17 protein-coding genes are annotated in these 18,025 nt (G+C 32.4%); 8 read left to right on the plus strand and 9 right to left on the minus strand.

Features of this window, described 5'->3' with window-relative positions; genetic code table 11:
* Position 1: 1 nt before the first annotated feature.
* The gene (locus tag ACXAHM_RS16765) at positions 2 to 3,580 is read right to left on the minus strand and encodes a hypothetical protein (RefSeq protein ID WP_474962040.1); all 3,579 of its coding nucleotides are present in this window, start codon (positions 3,578 to 3,580) and stop codon (positions 2 to 4) included.
* A gap of 345 nt (positions 3,581 to 3,925) precedes the next feature.
* On the opposite strand from ACXAHM_RS16765, the gene ACXAHM_RS16770 reads away from it, so the two are divergent.
* Entirely contained in the window at positions 3,926 to 5,590 is a 1,665-nt protein-coding gene (locus ACXAHM_RS16770; protein WP_474962045.1) for a 2-oxo acid dehydrogenase subunit E2, read from the plus strand.
* A 277-nt stretch (positions 5,591 to 5,867) separates the two neighbouring features.
* On the opposite strand, the gene ACXAHM_RS16775 is transcribed toward ACXAHM_RS16770, so the two are convergent.
* Together ACXAHM_RS16775 and ACXAHM_RS16780 are read right to left on the minus strand one after the other, a co-directional pair.
* Positions 5,868 to 6,980: a S41 family peptidase gene (locus ACXAHM_RS16775; RefSeq protein ID WP_474962050.1), complete on the minus strand. Its 1,113-nt coding sequence runs from the start codon at positions 6,978 to 6,980 to the stop codon at positions 5,868 to 5,870.
* Between the two features lie 10 nt (positions 6,981 to 6,990).
* Positions 6,991 to 7,908, minus strand: a complete 918-nt coding sequence (locus ACXAHM_RS16780) for a hypothetical protein (protein WP_474962053.1) — start codon at positions 7,906 to 7,908, stop codon at positions 6,991 to 6,993.
* Between the two features lie 192 nt (positions 7,909 to 8,100).
* Here ACXAHM_RS16780 and ACXAHM_RS16785 point away from each other — a divergent pair, with 192 nt between their 5' ends.
* Genes ACXAHM_RS16785 through folB form a run of 5 tightly spaced genes read left to right on the plus strand, consistent with a single transcriptional unit; the run spans position 8,101 to position 11,363 of the window.
* Positions 8,101 to 9,615 carry a hypothetical protein gene (locus tag ACXAHM_RS16785; protein ID WP_474962056.1) on the plus strand — a complete coding sequence of 505 codons (1,515 nt, stop codon included), beginning with the start codon at positions 8,101 to 8,103 and terminating at the stop codon, positions 9,613 to 9,615.
* Positions 9,587 to 10,087, plus strand: a complete 501-nt coding sequence (locus ACXAHM_RS16790) for a hypothetical protein (RefSeq protein ID WP_474962058.1) — start codon at positions 9,587 to 9,589, stop codon at positions 10,085 to 10,087. Before ACXAHM_RS16785 ends, ACXAHM_RS16790 begins: the two co-directional genes overlap by 29 nt.
* A 2-nt stretch (positions 10,088 to 10,089) precedes the next feature.
* Entirely contained in the window at positions 10,090 to 10,311 is a 222-nt protein-coding gene (locus tag ACXAHM_RS16795) for a hypothetical protein (protein ID WP_474962062.1), read from the plus strand.
* Between the two features lie 54 nt (positions 10,312 to 10,365).
* Positions 10,366 to 11,004, plus strand: coding sequence for a DivIVA domain-containing protein (locus ACXAHM_RS16800; RefSeq protein ID WP_474962064.1), 639 nt, complete (start codon positions 10,366 to 10,368; stop codon positions 11,002 to 11,004).
* 2 nt (positions 11,005 to 11,006) lie between these two features.
* The gene (gene folB, locus ACXAHM_RS16805; protein WP_474962067.1) at positions 11,007 to 11,363 is read left to right on the plus strand and encodes a dihydroneopterin aldolase; all 357 of its coding nucleotides are present in this window, start codon (positions 11,007 to 11,009) and stop codon (positions 11,361 to 11,363) included.
* Here folB and ACXAHM_RS16810 read toward each other — a convergent pair.
* Positions 11,340 to 12,254, minus strand: a complete 915-nt coding sequence (locus tag ACXAHM_RS16810) for a MerR family transcriptional regulator (protein ID WP_474962070.1) — start codon at positions 12,252 to 12,254, stop codon at positions 11,340 to 11,342. The two genes, folB and ACXAHM_RS16810, sit on opposite strands and share 24 nt — an antisense overlap.
* A 65-nt stretch (positions 12,255 to 12,319) precedes the next feature.
* Here ACXAHM_RS16810 and ACXAHM_RS16815 point away from each other — a divergent pair, with 65 nt between their 5' ends.
* Complete coding sequence (locus ACXAHM_RS16815) at positions 12,320 to 13,102, plus strand: alpha/beta fold hydrolase (RefSeq protein ID WP_474962072.1); 783 nt, start codon at positions 12,320 to 12,322, stop codon at positions 13,100 to 13,102.
* Between the two features lie 40 nt (positions 13,103 to 13,142).
* Here ACXAHM_RS16815 and ACXAHM_RS16820 read toward each other — a convergent pair whose 3' ends face one another.
* From ACXAHM_RS16820 to ACXAHM_RS16840, 5 genes are all read right to left on the minus strand, one after another.
* Positions 13,143 to 13,688 carry a hypothetical protein gene (locus tag ACXAHM_RS16820; RefSeq protein ID WP_474962074.1) on the minus strand — a complete coding sequence of 182 codons (546 nt, stop codon included), beginning with the start codon at positions 13,686 to 13,688 and terminating at the stop codon, positions 13,143 to 13,145.
* 8 nt (positions 13,689 to 13,696) lie between these two features.
* Entirely contained in the window at positions 13,697 to 14,554 is an 858-nt protein-coding gene (gene nadC / locus ACXAHM_RS16825) for a carboxylating nicotinate-nucleotide diphosphorylase (protein ID WP_474962076.1), read from the minus strand.
* Positions 14,555 to 14,957: 403 nt separating this feature from the next.
* A complete protein-coding gene (locus ACXAHM_RS16830) occupies positions 14,958 to 16,148 on the minus strand; it encodes a sensor histidine kinase (RefSeq protein ID WP_474962078.1) in 1,191 nt (396 codons plus the stop codon).
* Positions 16,149 to 16,166: 18 nt separating this feature from the next.
* The gene (locus tag ACXAHM_RS16835; RefSeq protein WP_474962081.1) at positions 16,167 to 16,679 is read right to left on the minus strand and encodes a hypothetical protein; all 513 of its coding nucleotides are present in this window, start codon (positions 16,677 to 16,679) and stop codon (positions 16,167 to 16,169) included.
* A 134-nt stretch (positions 16,680 to 16,813) separates the two neighbouring features.
* Positions 16,814 to 17,185, minus strand: coding sequence for a hotdog fold thioesterase (locus ACXAHM_RS16840; protein WP_474962084.1), 372 nt, complete (start codon positions 17,183 to 17,185; stop codon positions 16,814 to 16,816).
* 198 nt (positions 17,186 to 17,383) lie between these two features.
* Between ACXAHM_RS16840 and ACXAHM_RS16845 the strand changes: the two genes are divergently transcribed.
* Positions 17,384 to 18,025 (plus strand): histidine phosphatase family protein, encoded by a 642-nt coding sequence (locus ACXAHM_RS16845; protein WP_474962087.1) that lies wholly within the window; start codon positions 17,384 to 17,386, stop codon positions 18,023 to 18,025.

The raw sequence follows: 18,025 nt of genomic DNA on the forward strand, positions 1-18,025 counted from the left end.
ATTAAAAGTCATGCCCCAAAGATACATAATACTTTGGTTTTGATTGTCTAAATCCATCTTCAATTCCCCATGCAACGTCTAATTTTAAGTAATATCCTAATAATGTTGTTCTAGCACCAACACCATGTCCCATTAAGAATGGATATCTAAAGTTCTTAACAGTTGCATCAAAACCTCCTTCAGGTGATCCAACCTCTTCAGTATTAATTCCATTATCCTCTTCAAAAGGATTGACACCTGTCCAAGCAGAACCAATATCGTAGAATACTACAAATTGTAAATCTCTCAACAATTTAGACTTCACTGGTCTTTTCGTTAAGAATTTCATTACAGGCATTCTTAATTCTGCATTGAAGATCATATAATTTTCTCCCTCCCATTTATTCCAATTAAAACCTCTTAGAGGCATATTGAACTGCGTAAAGAGTAGATCAGTCATATCTGGAATATCATTTGGATTTTCTACGACAACACCTCTTGGATCATTATCCATTGAACCAAAAGCCCAGTTATCAACACCACCCATTCGATAAGTTTTTGGACTTTCACCGAAGAATCTACCTGCTGAACCTCTCAATGCTAAAGTCATTGATCGTAAAACTTTTTGATAATGTCTGATATCAAATGAAATATTTTGGAAATTCAATGAGATATCATTCAAGCCATAATAATTTTCGTACCTTACTTTTGCTCTTGTTCCAATCAACATATTTTTCCCTCTTTCCAAACTATTATCAAATACATATTCAACATTAAAACCAGTCCAGAAACGTACAACATCTTCTTTTTGTAAACCTGGGTTAATACTTCTATCTGTATACCTAGTTTGTGTTAAGAATGGGAAAACCTCTAATCTACTTCTAATACTAATCGGTAGCGAGAACCCTAATTCATAGTAATTTTTACTGTAGCGTTGTTGTAAATTTGGATCCCCAGAAATGTCTAAAGTTTGACGTTCGTAACGAACACTATAGTCCATTCGATGCTTTAGATATAAATACTCCGCAAAGAAATTACCATTATCCAATGAGAATGTTCCAAATAATCCTGCATTAATTTTATGGTTTTCCATAGCATCTGTCAGCATTACTTCAAATTGAATACCTGACCCCATTAATGGATCAAATCTCATATTTGTATTGAATCCATCTACTGAGAACCTTGTTTCATAATCTTTCGATTTAGAGAACATTGATTTTCTTGTATTTGCATCCTGTTTTGCTTTTAAACGTTCATTATATTTACTCCAAAAAGCATCTCTTTTATTTTTGCTATAAGAGAAAAATTTATAATTATCTGTATTCGCATTCTCTCCATTTTCATCTGAATTGTAAGTCGGTTTTTGTGGTAAAACACCAACATCAGGAGCATTCGTATTAGAAGGGTTAGTCGTCACAAATGAATAATTTTCAAAATCAATTTCTTCATCCATTGGATCAATCTCTTCTTCTACTTCTTTCACTTCTTGTGGTTCTTCTTGAGCAACAACTTCTTTCTGATCTAATGTGGAATCTTGTTCGACTATTGCTGGAGTAGACATATCTTTGACATCGATCGTATCACTATCACTCCACATAATATCATCTCCGTCAAATTCAGTATCCGATGAATCTCCAAGAACTTTCCGTAGCTGTTCTTCTTCTTGTTTTGCTTGAAAAATTGAATCTTGTACTCTTTTCAGTTCTTTTTGTCTTTGTTGTTCTCTAAACAAAGCCATTCTTGCTTCAGCTTCTCTTTTTCGTTTTGCTTGAAGTTCTTTCTTCTTTTTTATTTCTCTTAACTCTCTAAGATCCATTATTTGTTGTCTTTTAGTCTTAGGAGTAAATACATTATTGTTAGGATCTATTTCACCAACATATATGTGTTCTTTTTCATCACTATATGCTACGTAAGCAATTTCTCCATTATAAGTGGTATAATCTTTAATACTGTATTTAAAATTAGTAACCTGTTTTGTCAATGAATCTTTTATATCATAGACAAAGAAGTTGGTGATACCTTTTCGATCACTTAAGAATACTAAATGATCATCATCTAAAATCGAAGGTTTAAAATCTTTTCCTAGATTATTCGTAATTCTTGAAAGCTCTTGTGGTTTTGATTTATCATAAACAAATAAGTTAAAAGTACCTGAAATATCTTCTAACTCACCTGTTCTTGTTTTTGTTGAGTCGACAGTTCTATTTGAACTAAATACAATATCAGAGCCATTTGGTAAATAAGCAGGTGTAATATCATCAAAATAATCCTTTGTGATCTGTCTTGTTCTTCTTCTCGCAATATTGTGCTCATAAATATCTGTTTGTCCTCTTCTTTCTGCACTCATGGCAATCTTTTTACCAGTAGGAGAAACAGCAATATCATTAATATGGTCAAATTTAAATTCAATCTCACGCTTTAAGTAACGGAAGAAGGTATTAAAGCCACCTTTTGAAAGGTTATAAATAAACATATAGTTTTGTCCTTTCTTTTGAGAGAAAATCACCAATTCATCCTTACTGATCCAATCCACCAAAGGCACATCATAATCAATTTGTTGATTGACTACTTTATATCCACTCTTAAATACGGTTCTAATTTTCTTCTTTTGAAGATCATAAACATTGATTTTATATTTACCTTTTTCATTTTCGGTAAATGCCAATCGAGTACCATCAGGGCTAATATTTATCTTATTATAAATTCTTGATTTTCGGTTTTTACTAATAGCTTCCTTTTCATTTATATCAATATAATTTTGTGATAAAATTTCTTGCTCAGCTAAATAAAACTTCTTCCATCCATCTATAAACTCTTCATAGGAGATACCTAATGTATTTTGAATAGCTACCTTTTCATCTCTAACAATTCGGGTAAGATTTAATATAGAAGCCATGTTACTCTTACCATATTTTTCAACAAGGTAATTCCAAATAGATTGCCCTACTGTTTTAGCATCCTCTCCTTCTAAATATCTAATATTAGGAAATTTCTTAGGGTGTCTAGAAAAGAAATCTCTGACTTTATCATCCATATCTCTAGACCAACCTCTAGCGATATAATCTGATGCTCCAACAATAAACCAATTGGGTAAATTCATTAAATAGCTCGACTTGATCATGTCTTTTAATGAACCACCATACATCATCTCAAAAATTAAAGCATCAGCTATACTTCTTTTGACATCTTCTTCAAACAGATATTTACTTCCACTGAAAGCTACTTCAACTTCAGATCGAATAAAACTTGTTTGACCTGTGATCGCATATCCTTGTTGGTTAATACCAATATTACTCTGTCTTAAATCTTGGATAGAATTGTAAACAAGAATTTTTGTTTTGTAGTAAGGAGCATAGCCTACAGTTTCTGTGATATTCTGATATTCCCTTTCAGCAATTTCACCGGCAATTTTGGCTATCGTAATACCATATCCATAGTAATAAAGTTCAAAATGTTCTGTTTCGATGTAACTCCAATCGAAAATCTCATATTGAACCCTGTTCTTTCCAAATTTATCCAAATGGAAAAAATGTTGAGCATTTGCAGAGATAGCAAATAATGAGATAAGAATGGTTAAAAATAATTTGCAGTGTTGGTTCATATTATTGTGTGCCCATTCATTGAGCAGTCAGAATTTAAATAGATAGATAATGACGTACACACTTTAGCAAAAGTGTAAACATTCCAAAAAGAGTCAATAAATGATAGTTTACTCTCGAGTATTTCGAAATTAAGATATTTTTCGAAATTGACTACTATTAAATTAGTAAAAAAAAACGATGAATGTCTACTTAAAATTACAAAAGATCTGCTTTTTCTGCTTTTCATCATTTTTTATTGGTGACTAATGCATAATATTTTCGGATATTCTCAAATAATCTGTTTATTTTTGGCTTGAAAACGAAAAATTGGTAGAGACAATTAAAAATACAGTCTTAATTAGATTATGGCAGAAGTAATCAGAATGCCTAAGATGTCAGATACGATGACTGAAGGCGTAATTGCATCTTGGTTAGTAAAAGTAGGCGATGAAATCGCTTCAGGCGATGTGATCGCAGAGGTAGAAACAGATAAAGCAACAATGGAGTTAGAAAACTATGAAGATGGTGTTCTACTTTATATTGCTGTTCAAGAAAAAGAATCCGTTCCAGTAGATGGCATTATTGCTATCGTGGGTGAAGAAGGTGAAGATTATCAATCATTACTAGATGGTGGTAATGCTGCTCCTGCGGCTGAAGCTGCTGCACCTGCTCCTTCTGAAACACCAGCTGCGGCTCCTGCGGCTGCACCTGCTGCTGAAGCAATCGATACATCTGGTATCGCTGCTACTGTAGTAAAAATGCCAAAGATGTCTGATACAATGACTGACGGAACTATTTCTCAATGGTTAATGAAAGTTGGTGATGACGTTGAAGCTGGCGATATCCTTGCTGAAGTTCAGACGGACAAAGCTACAATGGAATTAGAATCTTACGATGAAGGTAAGTTATTATATGTAGCTGTAGAAGATGGTGGTTCTGTACCTGTAGATGGCGTAATTGCTATTATTGGTGAAGAAGGCGCTGATTTTGAAACACTACTTAAAGCTGAAGCAGCTGGTAATGCAGCTCCGGCTCCTGCACCAGAAGCAGCTCCGGCACCTGCTGCGACTCCTGCACCTAAAGCAGCAGCTCCAGCTCCAAAAGCAGCACCTGCTGCAACAACTCCTCAATCACGTGATGCAGCTCCAGCTCCAGAACATGATGGTAAAAGAGTATTTGCTTCTCCGTTAGCAAAGAAAATGGCTGAAGACAAAGGTTTCAATATTGCAATGATTCCTGGTTCAGGCGAACACGGTAGAGTAATCAAAAGAGATGTTGAAGCATTTGTTCCTGCTCCAACTTCTGCTCCTACTGCCGCAGCTCCAGTTGCTGCTGTTCCTGCTGGCGTAGAAAGCTTTGATGATCAACCAATGAACAACATGCGTAAGGCTATCTCAAGAAACCTTACTGCATCTCAATTTGGTGCTCCTCACTTCTACTTAACGATGGATATCGACATGGACAATGCTATTAAAGCAAGAAAGTCTATGAACGAACTTCCTGATGTGAAAGTATCATTCAACGATATCGTTGTAAAAGCGGTGGCTGCTTCATTAAAGCAACATCCAATGGTGAACTCATTAGTAGAAGGTGATGTAATCAAAGTAGCAAGCCACGTAAACGTTGGTGTTGCTGTTGCAATTCCTGACGGTCTTGTTGTTCCTGTTATTAGAAATACAGACTTATTGTCTCTATCTCAAATTTCAAGTACAGTAAAAGACATGGCTGGAAAAGCTAAAAATAAGAAGTTATCGTTAGACGAGATGCAAGGTGCAACTTTCACTATCTCTAACTTAGGTATGTTTGGTATTGAGCAATTCACTTCAATTATCAATGCTCCTGCTTCATGTATCTTAGCTGTTGGTGGTATCAAGCAAGTTCCTGTTGTGAAAAACGGTGAGATTGTTCCAGGTAACATCATGAAGATTACACTTACTTGTGATCACAGATCTGTAGATGGTGCAATTGGTGCAGCATTCTTACATACTTTAAAAGGATTATTAGAAGATCCAGTTAGAATCTTAGTTTAAGGTTTTAATTAAAAAATAAATTAAAAGCGGTTTTACTTCAGTAAAATCGCTTTTTTTATTTGGCATAGAACTGTTTAAAAACAAAAAAGCGCAACATACTTTAAACATGATGCGCTTTTCTTGTGATTGGATTAATCGTCCTCTGTCGTTGACAGCTTATCTTTAGTATTATTCGCAATTATAGTAACGCAACCCAATACAAAAAGTTACAAAAAAATGACTTTTATTTTTTATTTATACAAAATAGATCTTTTCCGTATAACAAAAAGTATAAAACTTACCATTGACCATTTTTAATTTCATCTACCGCAGCTTCTAAAATTGTATCAATATTATTCTGATAATCAGTTGGTTGCTGAGTGACGACAATATCTGGAGGTACTCCTAGCTCAAAATCTAAGTCTCCATCAACAGATCTTGTTTGTGTTACAGACATTCTATAATACCATCCATTTGGTAATTGTCCTCCTCTTGGAGCACCTAAACCTCCACCTGTAGGAACACCCATAATCTTTACATCTCTAAGTTTTTGAACAGATTTCATAGCTGTTGCAAAATAAGAAGTAGCACTATAACAACTTTTATCTGTGAGAATCACAATTTTTCCTGGATAATACAAACCATCGGGTGAAATATTGGCAGGCATCCAATCATCAAAATCATCTTCTCCTGGACCTGTTTTATTTCTACTATAATATAATGTAGTAGTTCCAGCATCAGCAGGTAGAAAACGCTCACACATTTGGAATATATTTAATGGTGAACCTCCTCCATTACTTCTTACATCTATGATCATACCTATGGTAGTATGCCCATACTGTGAAGTAACAAAATCTATATCATAATCTGTTACTATATTAGAGAAACTACTATACCTAACATAAGCAATACCTTTTACATCATTGGGATTACCATTTACATGTACGGTATCAATAGCTTTTATATTGCGATTTTGATCAATATATTTATGGACAAAATCATGTTGAAATGGTCCTGTTTGGATATAATGATCACTCAGGTAATTTGCTCTAACCAACCTTGTATCATAATTTGAATCAGGAACTGCTAAATCTGGGTATCTTGAAACATTAAATGGGGAATAAAGATTAACATGTCCATCTTCTAGTGTTTCCAACATATCGAACATGAGATTAAAGAAGTCAAGTTGTGCCATATCATCATCTACTAATAGACTATACTCATGATATACACTGTCCCAATTGATATTTTTTAATTCAAAATAAGAATATTGTTCATCAACTTGTTTCCATAAATATTCAAAGGTTTCGGTATGGCTTTTACTTGGATCTGGGTCAATAAATAGCTTCTCACAACTTAAAGTTGAAATTGCTATCATTACTATCAAGACATTTCTTATCAACTTATACATAATTGTTTTATTATTTAGTTCCTGAAACATTAAACATAAAGGCTAATGATAATTGATGAAAAGCACCATGAGTAGTACCACTACTACCTTCATTTACCGCAAAATATTTCCATTCATACATAAGTCTAAAAGCATTAGTATTATGTAATTGATAAAACATCTCTAATCTAGAATCGAATTGGTAGATCTCACCTATAAAGGCAAAATTTTGTTTTCCCTCACCTGATATAAAACTATCTCCTGTTGTAAAGTTTGAAATAGTATTATAACTAGGTCGCATATATGACCCAAAGATTGGAAATGAAAAAGTCCACATAAAAGACAAATCTCGATCTCTTTTTCTGAAAAACTTACCCGTCTTTTTGAGGTGAACATCCCAACCTAATTGAGTTCCAGGACCAACTCCTGTAATGTATTCAAAATTTAAAGCAGAGTTCGTATATGAGAAGTTTCCTCTATAATTACCTTGAAAGTCAATGGCCCAACCTGCTTTGAAATATGCTCCTTCTGTATTTTTAAAAGCTGAATAAATGTTCCATAATCCATGCATGTGTACGGGAACAGAGTAGAAAATATTTCCACCTCCATCACTACTTCCTGCTAAATCTGTTCTCATCAGCCCAAAATTGAAGCTTCCATCGATAAGAAAATCAAATTTTTCGCCTCTTGTTAGAAAACCACCACTTACACCTAAACCAAAACCAGTATAGGCTAAAGGAGAAAAGGCTTCATCTTTTGAGGTTGTAGATATAGTTGTTGTCATTCCAAGAAGAATGTACGATTCTCTTTTCTTTTTTGGGGTTATATTTTCTAAAGTGTCTGCTGAAGCTGAATTTTCCAAAGAATCAGTTTGTCCATAGACATTAGAAAAGATAAAAAGAGAAAAGAATAAGATGCTTAATTGGAATAAGCTCCTAGATTTACTCATTTTTAAGTTAAGTTAGATGAATAGAGAGTTCTAATTGATAAATAGGCTATTTTCTTCTATTTATAAGCGTTTATATTAAGTTACTCACCTTTTTGCTATTAAAAAAATAATTAATTCATCATTTATACTTAATTTTAATATATCATTTTAGTCTTTCTCCTTACAAACTAGACTTATTATTGAACAACTTATATGACAAGGAAATTTCTCTTTATTCTATTTTTTATCCTAACGTTTACATCTTACAAGACAACAATTAATGCTCAATCTGGACGATATTGGAGCAATAGTTTTAATACAGATGCAAATCTATTATCTGGTGCTGTTGTCGGTGGAGGCAGTGGAATTGCTGCAATTTTTTACAACCCCTCGCAGATAGCCGATATTGATTATCAAAAATTTGCTATTTCAGCCAATATTTTCAGTATGTATATCTATAACTATGGTGATGCTTTAGGTGGTGGAAATAGTTATTCAGATTGGGACTTTAAAGTACAACCTCGTTTTGTTGCCTTTTTATTAAGACCGAAAAAATGGGAAAATACAAGTATAGAATTAGCAAGTCTTACAAGAGATCAAGTAAGTACAGAACTAAGAAGTAGAAATGCTATTCAACTAGATTTAATAGATGCTATTCCTGGATTAGAAGAATACATTGGTGATTTTTACTATCGATTAAATTATGAAGATTATTGGTTGGGTATAGGTTTAGCAAAAAAGCTTTCAGATAATTTTAGTTTAGGGATTAGTGGTTTTCACTCTTATGTCAGTATGAAATACGATTATAATATCGAAGCGAATGCCTACAATATTGATGAATCTGCTGCTATGGATCCTGAGGATTTTTATATAGCCAGCTTTAAAAATATTCAAAGTGTACAAGGTTATACTTCTCGACTATTATTTAAACTTGGTGTAAAATATAAAATCAATAATCTAGACCTAGGTTTAACAATTACAACACCTACGATTGCTTATGCAGGAACTTCTAAGATTTATAGAGAAATTGAAATGCAAAATGTAAATGATCAAAATAATGATGCATTACCAAATATGCTTATTTCAGAGCAACAAGAAGAATTAGAAACTCGTTTTAAAGATCCTCTTAGTATAGCATTTGGAGCTACCTATTATAGAGATAAATCATCTATCTATTTTACCGCTGAATATTTTGCCCCCATTCATCAATATAATTTAATTACAGATGCCCCTCCATATGCATTGGTAACAAATGACCTTCTCCAAGTTAATTCAGAAAATTGGCTAGATTATAAAACCAATCATAATGCAGTTACAAATATTGCTGTAGGATGGAGAGGTAGAGTGGATGAAAATATTGAAATTATTACAGGATTTAGAACCGATTTTTCTTACAATAAATATGATGGAGGCTATGATAATCGATTCCCTTCTGAAATCACTACCTTTTCATTAGATCAATATCATTTTACAGGAGGAGCACAATTTAAAATTTTCAGTACTGACATCATTGCTGGTTTGCAGTATTCTTTTGCTAAAAGTGAAAATTTACCTCAAGTTGCTAATTTTACTGAACCAGTAGAGTTTTCTGCTGCAGATCGTATAGTTTTGCAAGGTCATCGTTCTGAATCGATGCGAATTAATGAAAATACACTAAGTCTGTTTCTAGGATTTACGTATAATATTGGTCAAAATAAGAATGAAAATTCTAAATTGGATAAAAAATAGGTTCTCGAAAAATTCAACAATCACATACTGGGACACTCCTACAACTCCTGATAATGTGAAGGAAAGGTTTTATAATTTATATAATGCTTATACTTCTTTACATTCACCCATTGATGTACCTGAGAAAAAAGAAATAATTAAATCTTTAAAAGGAAATTTCTCTGTATCAGGTCATAACACATGGTCTGATGAAAGTAAATATAATGGACATTTTAGTATTACACCCACTCAAAGAGAACACTATAAAACAGAATGGAACTTAGGATTTAGTAATCAATCGCAAAGTGGAGTTGGTTTTTTATTCGAAAATTATTTCCATATTCGGTTCAATTATAAAGATGAAGATCAACAATTTGAAGGTGAAGTTATTTATCTTTTTATTGAAGCCGAAAAAGCAATTGGATTCTGGATTGAAGAAGGAATTTTTGAAGTAGGATATGAAGAATTAACGTTCAAAAACAGTGGATTTTAACAATGAAAAGTAAAGAAATTTATAATAAATTATTAGCAGAAAAGGGAAAAGGAAACAATTTTGCTAAGTATAATCAGTTGTCTGAATATCAAAAAAAATGTCTCTATAATTCTAATTATTGGCGTGTGCAAACTGGTGAAGAACCTATACCTGTCCCTCCATCTGATGAATTATATTGGGAAGATATTGAGAAAAATTTGGAAAAATGTCTTGATGAAGACTAATTTACAAATACATAATTTTTTTGTTACAAGTAGAATCAAACTATCATTATGAGTATGGAACCGAACGACATCATCAATAGCAATATTAAGAAGAAGATTTTTGGAGGATATGACACTAAAGAAGTTAGTCGTGTATTACATACTGTAGCAAAAGAAATGGAGAAGCTCCAAGAACAAAATGAAGCTGTAATTTTTCAACTTGAAGACAGTAAGAAAAGGATTCGAAAGTTTGAAGAATTAGAAAATAAAATGATTGAAAGTATCAATAATGCTGAAAATGCTCGAAAAAAAGCACTAGAAGATACTAAAGCTCAAACTGATGCGATGTTAGAAACTGCTAAAGAAAGAGCCAAATTAATCGTTCAAGAAGCTGAAGAAAGAGCACAGAAAGCCATGGAAGAAGTGCAAAAAAGATATCAGCATGAAATGGATCAGCTTCGTAAGAAAACGAAAATGATTAAAAGAGATTATCAAGCAATTGACAATTACTCTGACAAACTTCTTGAAGCCATGAGTGAAATGGCAGAAAAAACACTTGGAGAAGCACGTAGACTTAAGGCTATCAAGAAATTAGCTTATAATGATCAAGAAGTAATCAAAGTGCAAAAAGAACATAATAAAAACTTTCAGGAAAAGGTCTCTGTTGACAATTCATTAGATACTAACTTTTTTGAAGACCTGAATTTAGATTAATAATGAAACATACAATTGCATTAGAAGGACTTGAATTCTTTGCCTATCATGGATTTTTCAAAGAGGAACAAAAAATAGGTAACAAGTATGGAATAGATCTTTTGGTCGATACAAATTTTGATGAAGCAGCCGAAGAGGACCAACTTGAAGGCACAATAAACTATATGGATTTGTATGATATAGTGAAAGACGAAATGAGTGTTTCTTGTAAATTACTAGAACATTTAGGTCAAAAAATTGTCAATAGAATCTATACAAAATGGCCCAAAAGAGCCCTTGAAGTCACAATAAAGGTAAAAAAGTTTAATCCACCCATTGGTGGTGTATGTTATGCATCAAGCATTAGTATTACTCAATGAATATTCTTTTTTTAAGTCTTCAATTAAACCAATGAATCCTGGTAAACTAGGAATCACATCAGTATTTTCTTCCATTTTATAATCTTTACCTATTACTTGTCTACCCGTAAGTAAAACTTTAGCTTCAGGAAAAGCTTTTCCTAGCTCGTGAATGTATTGTTGTAAATCTCCTATTTTTAATAATGATGTTGTTACAGTCAACATGTATTCACTAGGTGAATATTTATATACTTCAATCAATTCATTAAGCGGTAGAGATTGTCCCAAATAAATCACCTTAAAACCTCTTGAGCGTATGATGTAGGCTGCGAATAAGAGTGTTATCTCATGCAATTCTCCTTCAGGAAGAAATAATGTGAATTTAGGTTTAGATGGATCATTTTTGATAACCAATGCATCTAATGCAACAATAATTTTTTGTCTGACTAAATGAGACATAAAATGCTCTTGTGCAGGAGAAATAGCACCTATCTGCCACATTACACCGACTTTTGACAAAAATGGCAAAATGATATTCACCATACTATCTTCAAAACCATGCTTAAGTATGGATGTTGAGATAATTTTCTCAAATTGTTCTTCATCATAATGAAGCATAGATGATGTTAGTTGAGTAATCTGATCATTGTAAGTTTCATCAGATTCTAAAACCTTCATTACTTCATCTTTTATTTCATCTTTAGAAAGTTTAGCTATTTTGGAAATTTTTATGCCATGAGAATTCAATAAAGAAACATTGAGCATCAATTTTAAATCATCGTCAGAATAATAACGTATATTCGTTTCAGATCTGATTGGTACAATGATTTTATATCTTTGTTCCCAAATTCTTATGGTATGGGCTTTTATTCCAGTTAAGTATTCTAAATCTTTTATCGTATAAGTACTCATATATTACCTTTCAATTCTAAATTAGTACTCCAATAACATATCACTGTTAAAATTGTTTTAATTTATTGACAAATCAACCTTCCATAAATCCACAATTTCATCATTATAATTCTAATGATAAACTATTTATATGTTTTCATGGTTTTGGACAAAATGCTGAAGTCTTCAAATCATTAGCATCAATGATGAAAGATTATGAATTTCTATCTATTGATTTACCTTTTCATAACAGTAAAAATCCAAAACTCAATACAGACATAAACACTATTCTTAATGAGATTAATGCTTATATTAAAACAAAACAATTTACAGAAATAAATTTAATTGGCTACTCAATTGGAGCACGTTTAGCTGTTTATATTTACCAACATGCTCCACAGTTATTCACAGATATTTACCTTATAGCACCTGATGGTGTAGATAGCAATCCTTTATTTCCTGTAGTTACTCACAAAGTTGTGCGTCCAATCTTTAAATTTGTGATGCGGCAACAAAAACTTATTCACAAAACTGTTGATATGTTTTTAAAATTTAAGCTCATCTCAAAGAATCAATATGACTTTGCAATAAAGAGTTTAAAATCTTCAACAAATAGTGAAAAAGTTGCCAACACTTGGATTGCATTACACAAAGCTCAATTTAAAAACAAAAAGTTATTCACAGTTGTTCAGAAAAATCAAACTAATTTATTTTTGATTGTTGGCATTAAAGATAAAATTATTACTCCCAAGAAAGTTTTTACATTATCAAAATTACTAGATGAAGAAAATACAGTCTTTTTTGATGTGAATCATTATCAAGTTTTACTGAAGTTTTTTTATTGGTTAAGAGAAAAAAAGACCCCATAGACATGACTATGAGGTCTCAATATTTTGTAAGGAATAATAATTATTCAGCAGCTGACGTGCTTTCAATTAAACCTTTACGCTCAAGTAATTTGAACATAAATCCTTTCGCTACTTCTGTTGGGAAAATAGAAAAAGGTAAATATAAAGGCATTCCTAAACGTTTAGCAAAGAAACGTTGAATTTTATTCGCTTCGATATTATCATTTCCAAGCATTAAAATAAATGCTTCATCAGTAACTTTTACGCTCTTAACCATTTCCCATTTCAAAGGCATGCCTTCTTTCGCATTCTTTTTCATCATGATGAAACGGCTATCAATCTCATAAGACATTTTCTCAAAGAACATTTTACTTTGTTCCATTTGAGTTGCTCCCATAAATTGAGCCCACCAGAATAATACGTATAAAATTGAAAGGAAAATTGCAACACCGATTAACCACCAACGACCTGGCTCCCATAAAGCACCAATTACAGTCATGGCACCTGGAAGTAACCAGAACCACCACAGTTCTTTCATTACACCGATTAACCCTAATTTTACATAGGTATTTGAATCTAGTTGATATTTTTTCGTCTTGATTGTCATAATTAATATTATTTGACAGCTTTTAAGCTGATATCTTTACTTAAACTTGAGTGAGTTAATGCTCCTAATGAAATAAAATCAATACCTGTTGAAGCAATTGCAGCAACATTACCCTCAGTGATTCCACCCGAAGCTTCAGAATCACATTTTCCATCAATCAAAGTTATTGCTTCTTTCATCGTAGGAATATCCATATTATCCAACATAATAACATCTACATCTGCCTCAATAGCTTGACGTACTTCATCTAAGTTTCTCGTTTCGACTTCGATTCTTAGTGTCTTGTTATTATCTTTTAGATATTGCTTCGTATTTTCTACGGCTTTTCCGATACTACCGGCATAATCAATATGATTATCTTTTAACATCACCATATCATACAAGCCAAAACGGTGATTTTGGCCTCCTCCAATAAAGACTGCCCATTTTTCCATTAACCTGAAATTAGGTGTGGTCTTTCTAGTATCTAAAATTTTTGTAGAGGTTTCTTTGATAAGATTTACGACTCTGTGGGTATGTGTAGCAATACCACTCATACGCTGAGCACAATTCAAAGCAAGACGCTCACCCATTAAAATAGCCTGAGCCTTACCTTTAATCTTCATTACAATGTCACCTTTTTTCAATAGGTCTCCCTCTTGAACTAAAGTTTCAATCTCCATTTCTGGATCGAGGTGTAGAAAAATACGTTTTGAGATTTCAATACCTGCAATAACGCCATTATCCTTAAAAATCATTTGTGCTGATTCAACTGCATCTTCAGGGACAGCCGAAAGCGTGGAATGATCTCCATCTCCAATATCTTCGATCAATGCACTTTCAATAAATGCATTAATAGCTTCTTCTGTTAAATATTTTGGTTTCACGGACACAAAAGTAATCAATAGAATTAATTGTTCAACGATATAATTGAACTTGAAAAGGAAAAAATTGATTAGAAAGCTTTCTCACCCCGTTAACAAGCGTAAATTAAATCTTAAACAATAAAAAAAGCCATGCAATGCATCGCTTAATTTAAAAAAGGGCCGGTTGGAATTCTTCCTTTTATAACAAGATTAGGCTTCCCTTTAAATGTCGACCTTCCACTGTTAACTTTCCGAAGAAAGACTTTACCGAAGTAAAGTTGAGGCCTGCTCTTCAAAAATCGGTACGCCTTATATTAATTCACGTTGAAAAATCCAATATGTGACCGACCCAAGACAAATGTCTTAAATTAATGAGAAATTCACAACTCATAATTCTTTATTAACAGACCTATTTCTTACATTCTTAAATCACAATAGGCATAGTAATTCTGAAAGTTGTACCTACACCTGGAGTTGATTCCAAGATATATATTTTACCACCATGGTATTCTTCTATTATCCTCTTAACTAATGTAAGTCCTAAACCCCATCCTCTCTTTTTTGTAGTGTAGCCAGGATTAAAAACACTACTTAATTTATTTTTAGAAATACCTTTCCCAGTATCTTTAACATCAATTTCTACAGCTGTTTTATGTTGGGTTAAATGAACAAAAACATCTAATTGTCCAACACCATTCATCGCATCTACAGCATTTCTACTTAAGTTTTCAATAACCCACTCAAATAGAGGTAAACTTACATTTACTTCTACTGGACTATCGATCTCATAATGAATATTGATGGCTACCTTTTTTGAGATCCGCTTTGACATATATTCCAAGGCACCTCGAACTGAGGATTCTAAATTTACAGGCTTAAGAACTGGCTCAGATCCAATATTAGAAAATCGCTGAGTAATCATCTCTAACCTAGTCACATCCTTTTGTAACTCTTCAATGATGGATTGATCAAAATCTTCATCCGTTTTAAAATATTCAATCCATGCTACTAATGAAGAAATTGGTGTTCCTAATTGGTGAGCCGTTTCTTTGGCTAACCCTGCCCAAACTTGATTTTGTTCGGCTCTTCTTGATGTTGAAAAAACGAGATAAGCAGTTATCGCTAATATTCCCAATACTGATAATTGAATAATGGGAGCAAAACGAAGGTTACTGACTAAATGTGAATCTGCATAATAGATATACTGAATTTCTCCATTCGTAAAATCAATCCGAATTGGTTCATAATCTTTTTTCATTTTTTCAATCTTCTTACGAAGAAAAGCTACTCTCTCTTTAACAGATATCCTTTTAGGAATATCAATATTTTTTGAACTTATCGGTACTCCATTCTCATCAGCCAAGATGACGGGTATTAAATCATTCCCTTTAATCACTTCCATCAATAGAAAAGTAACATCAGCATTATCTTCACTACTCATTGCTGCTAACTTTGCCTGAACCTTTGCAAAAAAGTCAATTTGATCATATTCTCTTTTCCTTAATTCATCTACTAATAATTCAGTATAAATCAAGGAAGTCAGTCCGATGATCAAACCAGCTACAATCACAAGGACTTTTAAAGTAACTCTATTTGAATAAATTTTTGCTTTCACTTTTCTAGATTGCTTATTTTAATGCAGGATCACAGATTGAACAACTTGAGTTTTTGAAGGATAAGATTCAAGATACAATTTTTCTGCTGTAGAATTGTCTTTTGCCGCACTTTCAGAAATCATATCAATTACATTTTCAGGATTTGGAGTAAACAATTCTCCTAAAGTTATTTCAGAATAATATTCATGATATGCCTTTTGAGTAAAAGAATAATAATTTCCTTCTTGTTTGTCTTTATATAAGGCCCCAACAACTGCTTTGATACGTTTATCTGTATTTGGATTTTCAAAAAATAAAGCAGCAAGTTCACCCTTTAAGTTCCCTTTTTCAATCTCTCTAGAAATCGAATCATACAAGGCTGAAAATTCTTTACTGTTTAATTTCCCTTCATACTCAACACCAGTAAGTACCCATCCAGCATTTTCTCTTTCCTTAATTTCAATTTCACTAAACCACCCTGCTTGAATACTATATATACCAAGTGATATAAATAAAAAAAGTATTACAACCCATATTTTAGTATTCCCCATACTTCTACTTCTTCAATTAATTATAAAAAACGATTTATGTAATTCAGATTAGAACCTAAATTCATTGACTTAAGTTCAAATTTTGCATTTTTTTTTAAATAAAATATTACATCTGCGCGATAATACGCAAGGAACTATTTTTTCTTTTTTCTTAAAATAGCAACTGTCATTCTTGATATACAGATCAAATCACCTTGTTCATCTTCAATTCTTATCTCCCAAACATGAGAATTTCTTCCTAAGTGAATTGGTTTAGCAATGCCTATAACGTGACCATTTCTTGCACTTTTTATATGATTAGCATTAATTTCTTGACCAACTGGTACAAATTCTGTATCGTCAATATGGGTCAATGCACCAACACTTCCTAATGTTTCAGCAAGCACCATAGAGGCACCTCCATGCAATAATCCCATAGGTTGTTTTGTACGCTCATCTACAGGCATTTTTGCACTAATTAATCCATTTTCTACTTGGATAAATTCTATATCTAAATGCCCAAGCATATTGTTCCTCAAGTTATTAAGGTTTTTTATTGTAAATTTACTGTTAAACATACATACGTTTTATTTTAATTTTATACTTAACAAACATTTTTTACGTAAAATAGATAGATGCACTTCTCTTACAGAAGTCAATTTAAGATATGTTTCACCATTAAATCATTAATCAGATGATTTTATTAGAAAAATCTAAATTTAGTTATGGCTCCAAAACACATTTATATAATCAGGCATGGAGAGACTGATTTTAATAAAAAAGGCTACGTACAGGGTAGCAGTATTGATTCTAATTTAAATGAATTAGGAACTCTTCAAGCAGAAGCATTTTTCAAAAAATATAACCACATTGCCTTTGATAAGATTTATACTTCTTCATTAAAAAGAACACATCAAACTGTACTTCCTTTTACTTCTAAAGGTATTCCTTCAGAAGCTTTCCAAGGTTTCAACGAGATTAGTTGGGGAGAAAAGGAAGGTAGAAAATTGACAGAACAAGATGATAAAAACCATATGAAATTGCTTTTTGAATGGCAAAATGGTAATTACAACTACAAATTAGAAGATGCAGAGTCTCCAAATGATGTATTAAAACGTCAGGAAAAAGCACTTAAACAAATTCTGTCAAGAAAGAATGAAAAAAATATTTTAATCTGTACACACGGTAGAGCAATGAAAATATTAGTTTCACACCTTATGAATGAACCATTAAGTAAAATGGACCAATACGAACATTCCAACCTCGCTTTATATCATATGGTCTATCAAAATGGACTTTTCCGAATTATACAAGCCAATGATATAAGACATTTAGAACCCCTTAACTCAAAAATTCATGTTGATTAG

The sequence above is a fragment of the Flammeovirga sp. AWQ4_249 genome (assembly GCF_056161045.1).

What these genes read in the sequence shown, in the direction of transcription:
- ACXAHM_RS16810 (WP_474962070.1), bottom strand. Translation starts at nt 12,254, where the DNA reads ATGAGTACTTATACGATAAAAGATTTAGAATACTTAACTGGAATAAAA.
- ACXAHM_RS16770 (WP_474962045.1), top strand. Translation starts at nt 3,926, where the DNA reads ATGGCAGAAGTAATCAGAATGCCTAAGATGTCAGATACGATGACTGAA.
- ACXAHM_RS16800 (WP_474962064.1), top strand. Translation starts at nt 10,366, where the DNA reads ATGGAACCGAACGACATCATCAATAGCAATATTAAGAAGAAGATTTTT.
- ACXAHM_RS16775 (WP_474962050.1), bottom strand. Translation starts at nt 6,980, where the DNA reads ATGTATAAGTTGATAAGAAATGTCTTGATAGTAATGATAGCAATTTCA.
- ACXAHM_RS16840 (WP_474962084.1), bottom strand. Translation starts at nt 17,185, where the DNA reads ATGCTTGGGCATTTAGATATAGAATTTATCCAAGTAGAAAATGGATTA.
- ACXAHM_RS16780 (WP_474962053.1), bottom strand. Translation starts at nt 7,908, where the DNA reads ATGAGTAAATCTAGGAGCTTATTCCAATTAAGCATCTTATTCTTTTCT.
- ACXAHM_RS16795 (WP_474962062.1), top strand. Translation starts at nt 10,090, where the DNA reads ATGAAAAGTAAAGAAATTTATAATAAATTATTAGCAGAAAAGGGAAAA.
- ACXAHM_RS16765 (WP_474962040.1), bottom strand. Translation starts at nt 3,580, where the DNA reads ATGAACCAACACTGCAAATTATTTTTAACCATTCTTATCTCATTATTT.
- ACXAHM_RS16790 (WP_474962058.1), top strand. Translation starts at nt 9,587, where the DNA reads ATGAAAATTCTAAATTGGATAAAAAATAGGTTCTCGAAAAATTCAACA.
- folB (WP_474962067.1), top strand. Translation starts at nt 11,007, where the DNA reads ATGAAACATACAATTGCATTAGAAGGACTTGAATTCTTTGCCTATCAT.
- ACXAHM_RS16845 (WP_474962087.1), top strand. Translation starts at nt 17,384, where the DNA reads ATGGCTCCAAAACACATTTATATAATCAGGCATGGAGAGACTGATTTT.
- ACXAHM_RS16835 (WP_474962081.1), bottom strand. Translation starts at nt 16,679, where the DNA reads ATGGGGAATACTAAAATATGGGTTGTAATACTTTTTTTATTTATATCA.
- ACXAHM_RS16785 (WP_474962056.1), top strand. Translation starts at nt 8,101, where the DNA reads ATGACAAGGAAATTTCTCTTTATTCTATTTTTTATCCTAACGTTTACA.
- ACXAHM_RS16820 (WP_474962074.1), bottom strand. Translation starts at nt 13,688, where the DNA reads ATGACAATCAAGACGAAAAAATATCAACTAGATTCAAATACCTATGTA.